The following is a 15,329-nucleotide window of genomic DNA, read 5'->3' on the forward strand; positions in this document are numbered from 1 at the left end:
GCGGAGGGAAGCGAATGATGCAAAATACTGAGTATCAAGGCATAGAGAGGAGGAGAACTCAGGTGATGGATAAAAAGGACGAAGCCTTACTGGAGCGTTTCGGCGAGCATCCGACGCCATTTTACTATTATGACGGAGACGCGCTACATGCCCACGTCAGCTCGTTGCTATCCCGATTGCACCCGGCCGTGCGTGTACATTATGCACTCAAGGCTAATGGTAACGTAGCCTTGGCTGGATTGCTGCGTTCGTTAGGTTGTGGTGTTGAGATTGCTTCTGCTGGAGAAATGTTCGTCGCTATGGAGGCCGGGTATGTTGCGGAAGACGTGCTGTACGCCGGACCGGGAAAAACAGTAGCTGAGCTGAACGAGGCGATAGCCTATGGAATCGGCTGTATTCATGTCGAATCGGTGAGGGAGCTGCGTCTGTTGGAGGACATTGCTGCCCAAGCGGGCCAGCTTGTCAGAGCAGCGGTTCGTATCAATCCCGATAACGACCTATCTGGAGCAACGATTAAAATGGGCGGTGTTCCGCGCCCCTTTGGAGTGGATGAAGGGCAGCTGGATCACTTTTTTAAGGTGCTGGAAGATTGCCCACACGTCCATTTTCAAGGTATTCAGGTATATACAGGTACGCAAATGTTGAAATCGGATCAGATTTTAGCTTCATTTGCGAATACGCTGCAGCTGGCAGAACGGGTACAGGCTCAGTATGGTGTGGCAATGCATACGGTCAATTTGGGCGGCGGGTTTGGTGTACCTTATTTTGCTCATGAGCAACCGCTTGATATGGATCACGTCATTGACGGACTGAACGCACTCGCGGAGCAGACCCGAACCCGCATGCCCGGGGTTAAGCTAATCATCGAAAGCGGCAGGTATCTGGTTGCTCAATCGGGCATGTATGTCTGCCGAGCATTGTATACAAAGGAATCCAAGGGGGAGAAGTTTGTCGTGGCTGATGGTGGCATGAATCACTACGCCGCAGCTACTTTTCGAGGACGCCGTATTAGAGACAACTACCCAGTGCGAATTATGCGTAGGCAAGCGGGAGAATCAAAAGAACCCAAAGAACCCAAAGAACCCAAAGAACCCAAAGAACCCAAAGAACGAGAAGTGGAAGCAACCCTACGGATGGGGCAGAGAGATGCTTCTGCTCAAACGGCTGTTACTGTCGAACAATCATTAGAAGAGGTCGCAAGCCGAATAGGGGGGCCTCCGGAGGAAGCATCCTTGGAGCTTGAAACGGTAAGTATTGTTGGTCCGCTTTGTACACCCGAGGATTGTATTGTGAAAAAAGCGCAGCTTCCTCCGATTCACGAGGGCGATTATATTGCCTTTCCGAATGCAGGTGCCTATGGATTAAGCTATAGTCCACTACAATTTCTGGGACATGCTACCCCGGCGGAGCTGCTCGATTTTCGTGGGGAGGTGCATGTCATTCGTGAACACGGTGACCGCACAGACCTGCTGCATCATCAGCGCATGATTCCGTTGCCTGAGGATGCGTTGTAAGTATGTAAAAAAACGCCAAACTCATGGGAACCGATACAAATCGGACCTGTGATTTGGCGTTTTTTACATGATGAGTAGGGTAGTATCGACTTCATTGTTACTTGGAGCTGTGCATTTCTTGACGCACAAGCTGCCATACCATAAAGATCAGTACAGCGATTTGTGGGACAAAGGTTTCCCAAGTTGGATACATTCCCAGCCAGCTAATGGACGGAAGCGAGGAGGCAGTGTGCCCCGGAAGCTTGCCAGCCACCTGAAGCGAATGAATACTTTCGCCCAGAAATCGGAATACGAGATAGTAAATCAGTACAGTCGCAGTCAGGAAAAAGGCACGAATCGGCAATCGTACACTGAACTTAATGATCGCAAACGCCAGAATGACTAGAACAACCGTCGCCGAGCTAATGCCGAGCAGCAATTGCGAGGTTTCGATGGCTGGAGCCATACCGACATAAAAGATAGCTGTCTCGGCTCCTTCACGCAGAATTGCGAGCGCAGAAACCGCAAATAGCGACCACAGACTTCCCCGTGCCAGCGCGTTGCCCACGCTGTTTTCCACAAAGCGGTTCCACGCGGCAGCATTAGATTTGCTATGCAGCCAGCTACCAACGGTCAGCATCAGCACGACCGCCACCAGCCCGGTGACACCCTCCAGCAACTCACGCATGCTGCCTGATGCGGCAGCTGCCACCAGTGTGGTGAACAGTACTGCCAGAATTCCGCTCAGCACCAGCCCCGTTCCGGCTCCTGCCCATATCCACCGTCCAGCCACGGCTTCGCCGCTTTTTTTGGCATACGCCAGCAGAGCTGCGAGCACGAGAATGGCCTCCAGGCCCTCACGCAGCAAAATCAGCGCAGCATCCCACGCAGTGTAAGAACGTTCTTCCGTCAACGGACGGAGTCTGTCCAGCATCTGATCAAGAGTCTGAATGGCTTTGTCCGTATTCGGTGGAGAAGACAGCAGATATCCTGAAGTCTCGGTCATTTCATTTTCAATTGCAGTGTAAGACGTCGGATCGGCAATTTGTACATGTCCTTCGACAGAAGGCCACAGAGCGATAAACTGTACTACCTTGTCAGCCGCTTGCTCTGATTGATTAGCTACAGCATCTTGGCGTGCGGATTCGAGCAAGGTGACTGCATCGCCTAGGGAAGCAGCCGAACCATTCGCCGTTCCGGCAGCCGTATTGCCTGCATTCGTTCCTTGACCTGTGTTCATAGATTTACCCTGACTATAATCAGACAGCAGAGTCGTTAATTCCTGCATTTCCTTGAGAGCCTGTTCTTGGCGAATAGGCTCAGCTTGCATGGAGATGCGGATGAGACTGATTTTAGTTTCGAGCGAACTGTATACCGGGAAATTGTCCAAACGAATCGGTGTTTCTACCTGATACCAGTCTTTGACGATTCGATCGTAATCCACCCGGGCAGCAGCCCAATCGCCTTTTTGCATGGCGGCCAGACTGCCCTTCGCCATGGGAAGCAGTTTTTCCGCTGCTTTGGCTCCAGCCGGGGCTGGTTTGTCCCCCTCGGCAGCAGTGACGTACTCATTGACCGAGCGCGCCAGCACGGATAAGGCAGCTTTCGCTGGTTCCCCGCCACCACTGGCGAGTGTTTGTTCCGCATCGGTGAGTGCTTGATCTACAGCCGCGATGTGAGCTGAATCTCCGCCATTTGCTTTGGCGGTCTCCCACAGCGTGCGGAATTCTTTCAGATCCTTGGAGGCTTCCGTCCATTGGGATTGTCCCGCCTCCACCAGTGCTCCGCCCACTACAGGCATTAGCTGATCATTGGTGACAGCTTTCGCATCTGTTTGTGCAAAAGCGACCGACCCGGAGCCGGAAATGAACGGAGTTACGGTCAGCAGCAGAGCTGCCACCAGCACAAACACCCATCCCAAGCTTTTATTGCGCCGATTCATATTAATCCCCTTCCTAGCCTGCTGCTAAAATAACGTATCCCCGATGTAACCGCCTTGCGATACACCTGGGAAGCAGGCGAACACCGCACTGCCTTTGTGTACAATGTATTCGTTCAGCTTGTCATTGCGTGCAAGCTTCTCCTGAATATGAACGAACTGCTTGAACAGATCACGCTGGTAGCTGATGAACAGCAGCCCAGCATCCAGCTGTCCTGTTTGCTTGTCCAATCCGCTTGAATACGAATAAGACCTCCGCAAAATATTAATGGTTCCGTCCCCATGAGCCAAAGCCACATGAGAGGTGGGAGGTGTAACCGGCTTGCCTTCCGGATTTTTGGCCGCCAGATCAAGCTTGTCGAACTCCTTGACCTTACCGAGTGGGGCACCGCTGCTGCGATGACGTCCAAAAGTATCCTCCTGGTCGCCCAATGTTGAACGATCCCACACCTCTACCCGCATGCGTACACGGCGAACAGCCATATAGCTGCCGTTGCCCATCCATGCTGGTCCGTCACTGGTCTGTGTCCACACCAGCCGATTCATTTCGTCTGCCTTGGAGGTGTCGGGGTTCCCTGTACCGTCCTTGAAGCCCAGCAAATTGCGTGGTGTGCTTCCCGCAGGATCGGCCTGTGCTGTCCGCTGGAAGCCTTCCTGCGTCCAGCGAAGCACCGCCGTTCCTCTGGCGATACGTGCCAAATTGCGCAGGGCATGGAAAGCTACCTGCAAGTCATTGGCACATACCTGCACTCCGATGTCGCCGCCGCACCATTGCTCCTCCAGGGCATCCCCTTGAAAACGGGGCAGCTCACGGAACCCGGCAGGTTTAAGCCCTGCCAGGCCGTATCGTCCATCAAAAAAGGATGGGCCTACACCGAAGGTGATCGTCGTGCGGGATGGCGACAATCCTGCCGCCTCGCCCGTATCGGAAGGAGGGAGGTTGAGGTTTTCATTATCGTTGCCAAGCAGCACGCCAGAGGTCATTGTAGCGCTTGCTTCCGTCCAGGCTTTGAAGAGAATACGTACCTGTTCCTTGTCGCTGGTTGTTAGATCGAAAGCGGCGAAGCAGATGAAATCCTGCGCCGGAGTCACAATACCTGCCTGATGCTTACCGTAAAAAGGGATTACATCTTTGGTATCCGCATCCGTCATCATGCTTTCGAGACGTTGACCGGCTGACAGCACGGCTCCCACGCCCCCGCCGCCAAGCAGGAGGCCTAGTCCACCTACCCCAGCCAGCTTCAATAGGTCTCGGCGTGATACGGATTTGCTTTTTCCTGACAGCTCATCTTCCACTAGCTTCGCATCCTTTTTTACCAGATCGGCCTGTTCATTATGGGATTCCGCATACTGCGGCTTTTCTTGCCCTTTTTGCCGCTTAAAGCCTTTCATATCATTACACTCCTAACAATTTCCCCATTTGGGACAACGGTTCTGCCAAGGCATCGAGGTTTTGGCTCAGCTTTTTAACTTCTTCCGGTTTCAGTTTTGTATACGATACATAGCCTTCTCCGTCCTTAAAAGGAGCCAACTCCTGCTGCAAGGCCGTAAAGCGCTCACCAATTTGTTTTTCCAACGCCGCATCTTTTTGGTTCAGATCTGTTTTTAAAATGTCATATATCTTTTGTGCGCCCTCCACATTGGCTGCAAAGTCGTACAAATCTGTATGAGAATATCGTTCCTCCTCACCCGTCACCTTCGAGGTAGATACTTCATTCAACAACTCTACTGCACCCGTTACCATCAGGCTGGCGTCAATATTAACTGTTTCTACTTTGGCACGCAGCAGCTTGGCATCACTCAGCAGTCGGTCGGAAAACTCGTCCATTCCTTTGGTTGTGTTTTCTTCCCATAATGTTTTTTCAATACGGTGAAAGCCGCGCCAATCCGCTGCATCCACATCACCGTCACGTGCATCAATATTCGGGTCAAGATCACCCAGCGCTTCTGCAATCGGTTCAATCCGTTCATAGTACATACGTGCAGGGGCGTACAGTGCCTTGGCTTTATCCAGCTCGCCAGCTTTGACCGCGTTCGTGAATTCTTCTGTCTTCTTCACAAACGTATCGCATTGCTCGATGGCATAGGTGCGGTAAGCTGTTACCGCTTGATCAAAATTGGGGGCAGAAGCGGCAGGAGTCGTTGTCTGTGTTGTTGCTCCTGCATCTTTGGTCGTTGCGGCAGGCTGCTGAGTAGCAGTTCCGGTTTGTCCGCAACCTGCGAACAGAATAGAAGAGATCAGCACTCCGGCCGGTACGGCATAACGTAGTTTCATAATCAATGAACACCCTTTCTGGCCAAACTGGCCTTGAACCATAGTCTGTTGCGCGATATCTATATCGAATTTTTATTTTGATAATGATTATCAGTCGCGGTTTTTCTTATCATAAGGCTGGCCCATATGCCTGTCAATACATAAATTAGACGCAGAGTCCAACCCTCCATCGAAGGGAGTTAGTAAGGTGCCTATGCCCATTTTTATCCGCATATTGAACCATACCTGAGCACATGACATAAAATGTGTTGACTGTATCCCTTAACCTTGTTACACCACACAAAACCCGAGCAAGGAGGGGTGAAATTGACGAAGGGTAACGACCACAAAAACAAGTTTTTGTTAACTCACCGTGAACGTGAAGTATTTGAACTGCTCGTGCAGGACAAAACAACACGTGACATCGCCGGACAGCTATTCATTAGCGAAAAAACGGTCCGAAACCATATTTCCAATGTAATGCAGAAACTGAACGTAAAAGGTCGTTCACAGGCGGTCGTGGAATTAATCAGGCTTGGAGAATTAAAAATCTGACCTCTTGTTCCTTGCGGGGTACAAAGTCTTCTCGATGATCCTTCGACAGCGAAGGGTGGTCGGGAAGGCTTTTGTTTTGTGGTATGTTAGCTGATCAAACCTAGTAAGTTTATTCTATATTTCAAATTGAGGAGAGAAGCTGGAAAATCTATTGTAAACGTAAAACAAGCGAGTGTCATAGCAATGGACATTCGCTTGTTTTGATCGTTTTTTAGTTTAGAAACGATAATCTTGAAGCTGTTCCTGGCAGTTATCTATTCTTGCTAGCTCTGATTTGGGATAGCCCAGTCGTTTTGTTTTATTACTGCACATCCAGCAGGAACAATGGATTTTTCCTTTGGAGAATACACCATCGAATTTGATGACCCATCCCCGGTGTGCTGAAAGCCGTTTTTTACGCTGAATAACACGTTTTCTGTGGTGCCTAAAATAAGCTCGATTACGATTTTTTTGATTAGGTTTCATTACCATCACGCTCCCTTGGGCAAAGGCTCAGCCCGCAGGAGAAACCAAGGGTATAAGTAATACTTCTACGGGCTGAGCATGATGGTAAACAGATTTAAAGGAAGAGACATGTGACCACCTGCTTGGAATTATTTTAAAGGTGAAAGTGGGGAGTGGATGTTCATTAAATCAAAGTCAACAATTAATTTTGTTTTTAGCATAAAATCAATGCCTAATATGCCATCAAATCCATACGGCTCTTGAATAGAGCTTAGTTGAATTGGAAATGTATCTAATTGAATATGACCGATTTTTAGATGAGGAATTACCTGTTCGTAGCAAATTTCACTTGTACCGCCCACCCCGTACATCCGCTTTGCTCTCCCGTTAATGAAATCAATGTGAATGCCGATTTGGGCAAGTAAATCCGTATCAAACACTGTTGCAGCGCACCCTGTATCGAACAATACGTTTGGTAATAGAGCAGTTTGGTCGTGATGTCTCAATGTTAAGGAAACAATTGGCAAACCATTATGAAGGTTAATCTTCATGTACGCTGCCGTACTCCTGAGAAAAACTCTTCTACAACCTCGACATCGGATCGACTGGTATGGAACACATACAGTTCGCGTGACGGATACAGTTTGTGAAAATGTTTATACCCGCTCCATGCATCTTTTGGGTTATCGTAATCCTGAATAACCGCCATGTCTTCAAGATTGCGCACGCGGTTATTGGAACTGGCTTTTATAGCCTCAACCAACACAAATCGCCTTGGATGTGATTCGGCAATTTCTTCCCATTTCATCGACTTCACCTCGCTCTTTTTGCTTTATTTTATTATAACATAATCGGGGGGGCGGCAAGGAAGCAGTAACCTCTACCATGTGATCAGTCCCGTATCCCTTTTAAAAAGGATGAAGGCTTTTGTTTTACAGAATAACCACTGAAATATGTGGGAATTTGCGTGTAAATGATGTACTATATATAGAAGGAAGAAACTACCATTAGGGATCATAGTGCAACTAACAGGAGTGATCAAAACATAAGACTGTACCACAAAGTTATACTAAGATAGAAATGCATCTGGTGATAGTCTAAGAATATAAATCCCTACAAAAGCAGTATTCAGCATGACGACAGGATGGAAGATGGATCAGGTTTTGAGCTATACTTTTATATATAGGTGTTGAAGAAGAATCACAAGGCAGAAAAAGCTCATTGCTTCAGGTAGTAGGAAGTAGCTTTTGCCTAGAGCTACCTGTGGTATATTCTTGATCGGAGGTGAATGTTAAGACATATGACACCCAACCAACACTTGATGACTTATACGCTGAACAGCGGTATAAAGGGAACTGTCGACCTAACCAGTAAGCAGGTGCAGGAATGGATCAAAGCATATCGAATTGGCAGCAAGTTTGTAACGGTTGTGGGGAAACAGTATTTTGGTTTAAACCCTGAGTTGGTAGCAGATTTCAAGGTACATAATGAATACTCGGAGCAGAGAGAACACATATCCATAATACAGCCTGTAATGGAACGCAAAGCTGTAGATCTGGACCCATTGGTAGAAGCGTACAGCCAGTATAAAACATTAATTCAGGTGGAATGTAAATGTGGTGCTTCCTATATAGAAGAGTCACCGCACAAAAGAACCAAGTGGTCATGCAAGGAGTGTAATAACATTGTGTTCCTGGATCGTAAAAAGGGCATGGTGGATACAGATAAAGGCAAGGCATGGTACATGACCAACAAATACTATGTGGAAAGACAAAGCAACTGACAGATTGTCAGTTGCTTTCTAACTAGACTCGAACACGTCTTTGTGTGCTTGTCACCATGTATTAAATCCATACTTGGAAATGATACTAAATCTTTTGCCAAATAATAAAATTGATGTTTTTTACGCTTTGTAGTACATTATCAAGTGTATTATAAGGAGGCTTCTCATGTACGGACATAGACAAGATGATACTTTATACATCATGACTTACACATTAAATAGTGGTATCAAGGGCACAGTGCCTTTGTCTAATCAACAGATACAGGAATGGCTTGAGTGTTACAGAATCGGCAAGAAATTTGTAACCGAGATTGGCAAAGAGTACTTTGGACTGCATGCGGAACTGGTGGCTGATTTTAAGGTGCATAATCAGTATTCAAGCTATCAGGAGGTTATTATCCCGATTCAACAGCCGGATACTGGCCTAAAAGAGTTGTCCCAGGCTTACAAATCAACTGAAACCTTAATTAAAGTAGATTGCAAATGTGGTACATCGTATGTAACAGAATCTCCCTTTAAGCGGACCAAGTGGTACTGCACCAAATGCCGGGAGATTGTTTTTCTCGACAACAAAAAGGGAATGGTGGATACTTCCAGAGGCAAGGCCCATTATATGACCAATAAGTATTTTGTGGAACGGGAAACAACTGGCGTATAAGCCGGTTGTTTTTTTGTTCGCAAGGTTTGTGTACGTCCTGACTTTTCAAAGCCGATTGCGCTATAGTGAAAAAGGGGAAAGATAAAGCTTGATATAAACGATAGTCAGGTGGTGAACGTCATACGGGAAGATCATACGAATGGTGCAAGAAACCGCATGAGCACAAACAATGTGTACATAAACGAAACGCTTCATTTGGAACAAATCATAAGTGACCTGCGGGTGATGGGTTATGTGGCTTTTCATCATCATCCGCAAATCACAGGTGAGATTGAAGAGCTGGAGGCGTTAAAAAAGCAACTATTATCGTTTTTTCAACAGCATCATGTATTGTGGATTGAGCTTGACCCGCTAACGCAATATGTGGTGGTGAATAACATGGGGAAGGCAACGGTGCTCAAACTCATGGGTCGAAAAATGAACCCGCTACGGGATCTGAGAGCAAACGCTGCTTTGGCTGGACAGCCGCTGCATGAGTTGGATCGGGAGATAGAACGGCTCAATCGGCTGGCTCACCTGTTGCGCTACACCCGTTTTTCTTAAGCGACGAAACTAACGTAAAAAGCATTCACGAAGTATGGATGGTTCCATGCTGTGAATGCTTTTTAGTATCTATTTTTTACCGCATAAGATGAGCAAATCTACTGTGACATACGGTAAATTTATTTCCTCCACTCGCTGCCAGTCTGCTTCCGTAGCTCCCCACGATAAGGGAGTCATATGGAGCAAAGGTTTCAAGAGGTCGGCATTTAACATAAAACGATAGGTTACCCGTTCGGCGGATAGAAGTTTAAAATGATCTTTAAATCGGCTTAATATATTATCATTCGAATAAGCAGGCTTGTTCTTTTTCTGTTCATACAAGCATCTCAATTCCCGAAGATAATATCGTTCGGGAATAACTTTCAGGACGCAGCCGTCTTCCGAAAGAATTCTTGTAAATTCAGCATAATTAGAAGGGGATAAAATATTGAGTACACCGTCAAATTGTTGATTTGAAAACGGACAATGAGCCAGATCGGCAACACACCAAAGGGTATGAGGATATTCTTTGGCTGCGGCCACAATACCTTCTTTAGACAGATCCATACCTACGCTTGTAAGCTCGGTGATTCCCTTCCAAGTCAGCTTATCCTGAATGTGGCTCAAATGAGTGCCTTCCCCGCAACCTGCATCGAGCAAGTAAAGGTGTGATTTTTGATCAAACAGCGGCATCATAAATTTCATTATAGTGCTGCTTATCGCTTCATTTAAGGGATCGAAAAATCCGCTATTGCACATCATTCTTCTGGAGGAAAATAGTTGTTTATCATACTTGGTCTTATAGGACCGGGCGGCTAAATGTAAATACCCGTATTTTGAAAGATCATAGCAATGCTGACTCGTACATAGGAGGCTTTTACCTTCCACCATACGCATCGGTTGAGAGCATAGAGGACACCTAAAGAGATGTTCATGCTTACCAATCAGGCCAGCCTTCATCTCGTGTTTATTCCATTTGGACACAGAAAAGCACCCCGTTCATTCGTATTTGGTGAATGAAAAAAGGCACAGCCAAATAGACCCAACCCATTTTCGGAAAAATGGTTGAGTTTTCATGAACTGTACCTCACATTACCGTAAACGAATAAACTGAATAATCATATTATATAGCGCTCCTCCAAAAAAAATAGAAAGGGCTTTCGCCCTCTCTATTGTAACTTAGCCATAAGAAGTTGTCATGTGCTTACACCGATTTCAAAAACTCTACAATTGTCAGTAGACCCTTGTCAAAATTATCCAAGTTAAAATGTTCGTTAGGCGCATGCAGGTTCTCATCTGGCAAGCCGAAGCCCATCAGCACGACTGGGGCAGTCAGCACACGAGAGAAGGTTTCCACGATTGGGATGGAGCCTCCATCCTTGGTAAAGAGGGCACGTACACCGTATACCTTCTCAAAAGCATCGGCTGCCGCTTGCAGAAACGCGTGGGACGGGTCGATGTTAAAGGCGTTTGCTTTTTCACCCTGTTGAATATCCAGAGTAGCTCCTGCCTGAACATGAGCGCACAAATGGCGCTCGATTTTGTCCAGAATGTCTTGCGGATTCTGGTTAGCCACCAAGCGGCACGTGATTTTAGCATGAGCTTCTTTCGGAATGACCGTTTTCGTGCCTTCCCCTTGGAAGCCACCGTATACGCCGTTCAGCTCCAGTGTCGGACGCGCCCCAACACGCTCAACGAAGCTGAATCCTTCTTCGCCATAGAGGGAATCAAGTGCAAGATCTTGTTGCAGCTTGCTCTCATTGAAGCCTTGCTTCACGAATTCTTCTCTCATCTCTGCCGATAATGGAGCGACATCGTCGTAGAATCCTTCGACGCTAACGCGGCCTTTGTCGTCATGCAGGGTTGCCAACAAGGACACCAGAGCATGCAGAGCATTCGGCACGCCGCCACCGAAAGAGCCGGAATGTAGATCTGTGTTCGCCGTGTGAATGGCGACTTCCAGTGAACATAGTCCACGCAAACCTGTGCAAATGGCAGGCTTCCCTTTTTCGATCAAGGAAGTGTCGGACACCAGTACAGCATCGGCAGCCAGACGTTCAGCTCCAGTTTGTAAAAACTCAAGCAAGTTCGGACTGGACACTTCTTCCTCGCCTTCAATGCAGAATTTGATGTTCAGCGGCAATTTGCCTTCCTGCTTCAAAATGGCCTCAACTGCCTTAATGTGCAAGAAAACCTGTCCTTTATCATCTGTCGCTCCGCGCGCATACAATTTTCCATCACGGATGGATGGCTCAAACGGCGGCGTTTCCCACAGGTGAAGCGGGTCTACGGGTTGTACATCATAGTGTCCATACACGAGGATCGTTGGTTTACCAGGTGCGTGCAAATGATCGGCATATACCAGCGGGTGCCCTTTGGTTGGAATGATTTCAACGTTTTCCAGACCGGCAGCAGTCAGTTTGGCAGCCAGCCAATCAGCTGCTTGGTTAATGTCCTTTTTGTGCTCCGATAATGCTGAGATACTCGGAATGGACAACCACTCCTGTAACTCGCCCATGTGTTGCTCTCTGGCTTTTTCAAAATATTCGGAATAACTCATAAACTATGTATCCTCCTTTTTCAATGTAAATCGTGTGAATGTTGCGCTATCCTCCGAACCGAGGTTGTGGACGATATGTCTAGTTTACTACGTTTTGTGCTGAACGAAAAATAGGGAGATAAAAAAACGATTCTACCCGGGTCTGTTCAGACCTGAGCAGAATCGCCCCTAACCAAGCATATGGATGCACTTATGCGCGAATGTCCAGTTGACCCCCGAGATGAGGCTGTACGCTTTTTTCCATCATCTGCACTAAAGCCTGTCCTTGTTCACCGGCCTGATCTTTAGCCATACTTAATACTTTCACACTTACGGCTTGAGCTAAGCTGGCCTGACTCATACCTGTTGATAATGCTGCGATATCCATGTTCCAACCCTCCTTCATTGTGAAGACTCTTTCTCTGTATTTATCGGTTGGAACGGTTATTTTGTTTCATCCAATTGGAATTGTGTCAGTAAATCTTGAAGCTGCTCTGCCAGACGGGTCAAATCTGCGGCAGACGAACCGATCTCTTCCATGGAGGCGAGTTGCTCCTCTGCGGCTGCGGACACGGTCTCTGTATGGGATGCCGCTTCTTCAGCGATGCGTGTAATTTCCTCCATGCTGCTGACGACTGTACTCGTTCCATCTGCGACGCCAGCGGTAGAAGCTGCGACGTTATCAAGCTGCTTCGCTGATTTGGCTACTGCTCTACGGATACGAGAGAAGGAGCGACCGGATAGGTCAATGGAATTGATACCATCATTTACGCGTTCCTTCGCTGATTCCATAGCAACCAGAGCTTCAGACACACCGTTCTGTATCCCTTGAATTTGTTCACGAATTTGTTGTGCGGAATGAGCTGAGTTTTCAGCCAGCTTGCGGACCTCTGTCGCCACGACAGCAAAACCTTTGCCATGCTCTCCTGCGCGTGCTGCCTCAATGGAAGCATTCAATGCGAGCAGATTAGTCTGGCTGGCAATTTCCGTAATGACAGTGACGATCGTTCCAATTCGTCCAGATCGGTCACTCAAAGCACCGATAATCGTATCCAGTTCTTCCACGGTAGTACGAATGCCGTCAATGGAGACGACGCTGTTGCCGATATGCTCACTGCCTGCATCCGACGCTTGAATGGCCTGTGTGGAGTAAGTGGTCATTTCAGCCATAGTTTCAGTCATCGCGGTGATGTCTGTTGCCATGTCGCTAACCCGTGTCTGATTAGCTTTAGCGCTGCCCACTTGGCGTTCGCTGCCTGCGGCCACATCTTGAATGGCTATGGTCACATGCTCGATAGCCCGGGTCGTTTGTTCTGCACCTGCTGCAAGCTCCTGCGAGGATGCCGACAAATTGCCTGTCATCGCTTGAATTTCTTTAATCATATTACGAAGGTTATCTACCATTTGTTGAAAATATCTTGATAATTCACCAATTTCATCTGTGCTGGTCGTAGCTACGTTAATCGAAAGATTACCTTTGCTGATGGCATCCATAGAATTACGTAATCTTTGGATGGGCTTAAGTATACTGCTGATTAGCCACATTGCGAGTACACCAATGATGATGGCTGCAATCACCAACACGATGATCGTCGTGATAAGAATCGGCTGGGCGGAGGCACTGGTTTCTGCTTTGTCCATCGTCCCGGCAATTTTCCAGCCCGTCAGCGCATTAGTTTTGAAAATCAGGTGTTTGTCTACGCCATTAAAATCGTAACTAAAGCTACCTTCCTCGGAGGCAAACAGTTTGGGTAACGTTTCCCCCATTTTGGTACTTCCGCTGACTTCTGTCGGGTGAGTTACGATACGTTTGGTACCATCCAATATCATAACAAAACCATTTTGTCCGATTTTTAACTTTGTGATTTCTTTTAAATTATTCAGGTTCAGGGAAAGACCGAGAACGCCGCTGTTGTCGGGAAGTGTGCGTGAAATATACACAACGGGGACCTTAGCCGTATTGAGTCCAACCGGGCTGATTACGGTTTGTCCGGGTTTCTCCATAGCCTGTTTGTACCACGGACGCTCACGAGGATCGTTTGTGGAGCCTACGGCTTTGCCAATAATGAGTTTACCTTCGGGAGTTCCGACAAACATATCAACAGCTTCTGCATGCATTTTTAAATATACTTGTAATTTTTTCAGAATGGCATCATCTGCTTCAGCACTATTATCACTAACCGTCATCGTTGTAGAGTAATATTCGAGATCAGCAATTTTGGCCTGAATCGTTTGAGTAACAGCACGATCAGATGCGGTAACGCTAGACGTTGCACTGTCCAGTAATTGGCGATCTGTCTCGTTGTACGCTGCCTGATAGGAGAAAGAGCCCACAATAATACTAGGAACAAGCATGACCAGTAGAAATGCTGCTGTCAATTTCTTGCGTAGTGTTAATGTTTTCAGTCGTTTCAGTTGTTTCATCAAACCCCTGCTTTCTATCTACATATTCATTTCTAATATTTATACCATATGTATTTACTATCGGTTATTTTGAGCTGAATTGATAGATTTATTACTAATTTGTCCAATACGCTAAAGAATTTCTTGCATAGCATGGAGTATCTTGCAATTTGGAGGGATAGGGTATGGGTTTTTTTCTGGATATGAGAAGCTCCACCAATTCATCAAAAACAGGTGAGGGTCCCGATATACAGCTGGGTCCTATACCGGAGCGGTTCGGTTTGATCACCCTGCGAACCTTTCTTGTGCCGGGTCCGATTGTAACTTTTAGTGGTTCTATTGGTCTGATCGGAGAGCTTGGCGATACGTATGCGGTTGAAATCGTACGTGGAGCCGACTATGATCCGAGCGAGGTAGTCTACCGCGCCGAGGGAGTACTGGGCGTGACTGGAGCTAATGAAACGCAAGCTTTTAATGCACAGGATCTGTCCGCTCCCTGGGCAATACAGACCGTATATTCTTCTTATATTTCTGGTGTATCGACCACTGTTCGTAATGGTCCAGAGGTGTTCACGGGCATCGCTTCGACTCCGTTTTTGTAAATATATCAGACAAGGATTTTTTATTAAGAATTCACTGACTGTTCATAGTTCTCCTGTGATTAGGTCGCTGCGCTCTGAGCTTATCACCTACGAGTCTGGGGCAGACATTTGCCGCAGGCTCGTGGCCATGATTTTAA

At 47.2% G+C, this 15,329-nt stretch carries 16 protein-coding genes and 1 pseudogene; 6 read left to right on the forward strand and 11 right to left on the reverse strand.

The window, feature by feature from the left end:
• Positions 1-65: 65 nt before the first annotated feature.
• Positions 66-1,514 (forward strand): type III PLP-dependent enzyme, encoded by a 1,449-nt coding sequence (locus WA407_RS16245; RefSeq protein WP_336077831.1) that lies wholly within the window; start codon positions 66-68, stop codon positions 1,512-1,514.
• Positions 1,515-1,611: 97 nt separating this feature from the next.
• Here the strand turns inward: WA407_RS16245 and WA407_RS16250 are convergent, their stop codons facing one another.
• From WA407_RS16250 to efeO, 3 genes are read right to left on the reverse strand one after another with little or no spacing between them, the layout of a single operon-like run.
• Positions 1,612-3,435: an FTR1 family iron permease gene (locus WA407_RS16250; RefSeq protein WP_336077787.1), complete on the reverse strand. Its 1,824-nt coding sequence runs from the start codon at positions 3,433-3,435 to the stop codon at positions 1,612-1,614.
• Positions 3,436-3,459: 24 nt separating this feature from the next.
• Complete coding sequence (gene efeB / locus WA407_RS16255; RefSeq protein ID WP_336077788.1) at positions 3,460-4,824, reverse strand: iron uptake transporter deferrochelatase/peroxidase subunit; 1,365 nt, start codon at positions 4,822-4,824, stop codon at positions 3,460-3,462.
• 4 nt (positions 4,825-4,828) lie between these two features.
• Positions 4,829-5,707 (reverse strand): iron uptake system protein EfeO, encoded by an 879-nt coding sequence (gene efeO, locus WA407_RS16260; RefSeq protein ID WP_235308507.1) that lies wholly within the window; start codon positions 5,705-5,707, stop codon positions 4,829-4,831.
• Positions 5,708-6,013: 306 nt separating this feature from the next.
• On the opposite strand from efeO, the gene WA407_RS16265 reads away from it, so the two are divergent.
• Entirely contained in the window at positions 6,014-6,241 is a 228-nt protein-coding gene (locus WA407_RS16265; RefSeq protein WP_007431813.1) for a helix-turn-helix domain-containing protein, read from the forward strand.
• Positions 6,242-6,457: 216 nt separating this feature from the next.
• Here WA407_RS16265 and WA407_RS16270 read toward each other — a convergent pair whose 3' ends face one another.
• The 3 genes from WA407_RS16270 to WA407_RS16280 form a co-directional block, all read right to left on the reverse strand.
• A complete protein-coding gene (locus WA407_RS16270) occupies positions 6,458-6,706 on the reverse strand; it encodes a hypothetical protein (RefSeq protein WP_254350211.1) in 249 nt (82 codons plus the stop codon).
• A gap of 128 nt (positions 6,707-6,834) precedes the next feature.
• Positions 6,835-7,236, reverse strand: a complete 402-nt coding sequence (locus WA407_RS16275; RefSeq protein WP_103050086.1) for a retropepsin-like aspartic protease — start codon at positions 7,234-7,236, stop codon at positions 6,835-6,837.
• The gene (locus WA407_RS16280) at positions 7,233-7,493 is read right to left on the reverse strand and encodes a hypothetical protein (RefSeq protein ID WP_023990050.1); all 261 of its coding nucleotides are present in this window, start codon (positions 7,491-7,493) and stop codon (positions 7,233-7,235) included. The genes WA407_RS16275 and WA407_RS16280 overlap by 4 nt, the downstream gene beginning before the upstream one ends.
• A 492-nt stretch (positions 7,494-7,985) precedes the next feature.
• Between WA407_RS16280 and WA407_RS16285 the strand changes: the two genes are divergently transcribed.
• The 3 genes from WA407_RS16285 to WA407_RS16295 all read left to right on the forward strand — a co-directional run bounded on the left by WA407_RS16285 (position 7,986) and on the right by WA407_RS16295 (position 9,669).
• Positions 7,986-8,468 carry a hypothetical protein gene (locus tag WA407_RS16285; RefSeq protein WP_165179168.1) on the forward strand — a complete coding sequence of 161 codons (483 nt, stop codon included), beginning with the start codon at positions 7,986-7,988 and terminating at the stop codon, positions 8,466-8,468.
• 166 nt (positions 8,469-8,634) lie between these two features.
• A complete protein-coding gene (locus tag WA407_RS16290; protein WP_013311697.1) occupies positions 8,635-9,126 on the forward strand; it encodes a hypothetical protein in 492 nt (163 codons plus the stop codon).
• Between the two features lie 156 nt (positions 9,127-9,282).
• On the forward strand, positions 9,283-9,669 hold the full coding sequence (locus WA407_RS16295; RefSeq protein ID WP_180984650.1) for a hypothetical protein: 387 nt from the start codon (positions 9,283-9,285) through the stop codon (positions 9,667-9,669).
• A gap of 69 nt (positions 9,670-9,738) precedes the next feature.
• On the opposite strand, the gene WA407_RS16300 is transcribed toward WA407_RS16295, so the two are convergent.
• From WA407_RS16300 to WA407_RS16320, 5 genes and pseudogenes are all read right to left on the reverse strand, one after another.
• Entirely contained in the window at positions 9,739-10,353 is a 615-nt protein-coding gene (locus WA407_RS16300; protein WP_336077832.1) for a methyltransferase domain-containing protein, read from the reverse strand.
• Positions 10,354-10,476: 123 nt separating this feature from the next.
• Positions 10,477-10,608, reverse strand: a pseudogene (locus tag WA407_RS16305) (putative RNA methyltransferase); the annotation flags it as partial.
• Positions 10,609-10,852: 244 nt separating this feature from the next.
• A complete protein-coding gene (locus WA407_RS16310; RefSeq protein ID WP_336077789.1) occupies positions 10,853-12,208 on the reverse strand; it encodes a dipeptidase in 1,356 nt (451 codons plus the stop codon).
• Positions 12,209-12,398: 190 nt separating this feature from the next.
• Entirely contained in the window at positions 12,399-12,575 is a 177-nt protein-coding gene (locus tag WA407_RS16315; RefSeq protein ID WP_235308518.1) for a YjfB family protein, read from the reverse strand.
• 56 nt (positions 12,576-12,631) lie between these two features.
• Positions 12,632-14,611: a methyl-accepting chemotaxis protein gene (locus WA407_RS16320; RefSeq protein WP_336077790.1), complete on the reverse strand. Its 1,980-nt coding sequence runs from the start codon at positions 14,609-14,611 to the stop codon at positions 12,632-12,634.
• 164 nt (positions 14,612-14,775) lie between these two features.
• Between WA407_RS16320 and WA407_RS16325 the strand changes: the two genes are divergently transcribed.
• A complete protein-coding gene (locus WA407_RS16325; RefSeq protein ID WP_023990042.1) occupies positions 14,776-15,192 on the forward strand; it encodes a hypothetical protein in 417 nt (138 codons plus the stop codon).
• Positions 15,193-15,329 lie beyond the last annotated feature (137 nt).

Origin of the sequence: Paenibacillus sp. 203 (assembly GCF_037027525.1) — a bacterium.
Lineage (GTDB): Bacteria > Bacillota > Bacilli > Paenibacillales > Paenibacillaceae > Paenibacillus > Paenibacillus polymyxa_B.

Bases quoted from the DNA above. Each gene is read 5' to 3' on its own strand.
- WA407_RS16245 (WP_336077831.1), top strand. From the start codon at position 66: ATGGATAAAAAGGACGAAGCCTTACTGGAGCGTTTCGGCGAGCATCCG.
- WA407_RS16270 (WP_254350211.1), bottom strand. From the start codon at position 6,706: ATGAAACCTAATCAAAAAAATCGTAATCGAGCTTATTTTAGGCACCAC.
- WA407_RS16310 (WP_336077789.1), bottom strand. From the start codon at position 12,208: ATGAGTTATTCCGAATATTTTGAAAAAGCCAGAGAGCAACACATGGGC.
- WA407_RS16315 (WP_235308518.1), bottom strand. From the start codon at position 12,575: ATGGATATCGCAGCATTATCAACAGGTATGAGTCAGGCCAGCTTAGCT.
- WA407_RS16250 (WP_336077787.1), bottom strand. From the start codon at position 3,435: ATGAATCGGCGCAATAAAAGCTTGGGATGGGTGTTTGTGCTGGTGGCA.
- WA407_RS16280 (WP_023990050.1), bottom strand. From the start codon at position 7,493: ATGAAATGGGAAGAAATTGCCGAATCACATCCAAGGCGATTTGTGTTG.
- WA407_RS16295 (WP_180984650.1), top strand. From the start codon at position 9,283: ATGAGCACAAACAATGTGTACATAAACGAAACGCTTCATTTGGAACAA.
- WA407_RS16285 (WP_165179168.1), top strand. From the start codon at position 7,986: ATGACACCCAACCAACACTTGATGACTTATACGCTGAACAGCGGTATA.
- WA407_RS16275 (WP_103050086.1), bottom strand. From the start codon at position 7,236: ATGAAGATTAACCTTCATAATGGTTTGCCAATTGTTTCCTTAACATTG.
- WA407_RS16325 (WP_023990042.1), top strand. From the start codon at position 14,776: ATGGGTTTTTTTCTGGATATGAGAAGCTCCACCAATTCATCAAAAACA.
- efeO (WP_235308507.1), bottom strand. From the start codon at position 5,707: ATGAAACTACGTTATGCCGTACCGGCCGGAGTGCTGATCTCTTCTATT.
- efeB (WP_336077788.1), bottom strand. From the start codon at position 4,824: ATGAAAGGCTTTAAGCGGCAAAAAGGGCAAGAAAAGCCGCAGTATGCG.
- WA407_RS16320 (WP_336077790.1), bottom strand. From the start codon at position 14,611: ATGAAACAACTGAAACGACTGAAAACATTAACACTACGCAAGAAATTG.
- WA407_RS16300 (WP_336077832.1), bottom strand. From the start codon at position 10,353: ATGAAATTTATGATGCCGCTGTTTGATCAAAAATCACACCTTTACTTG.
- WA407_RS16290 (WP_013311697.1), top strand. From the start codon at position 8,635: ATGTACGGACATAGACAAGATGATACTTTATACATCATGACTTACACA.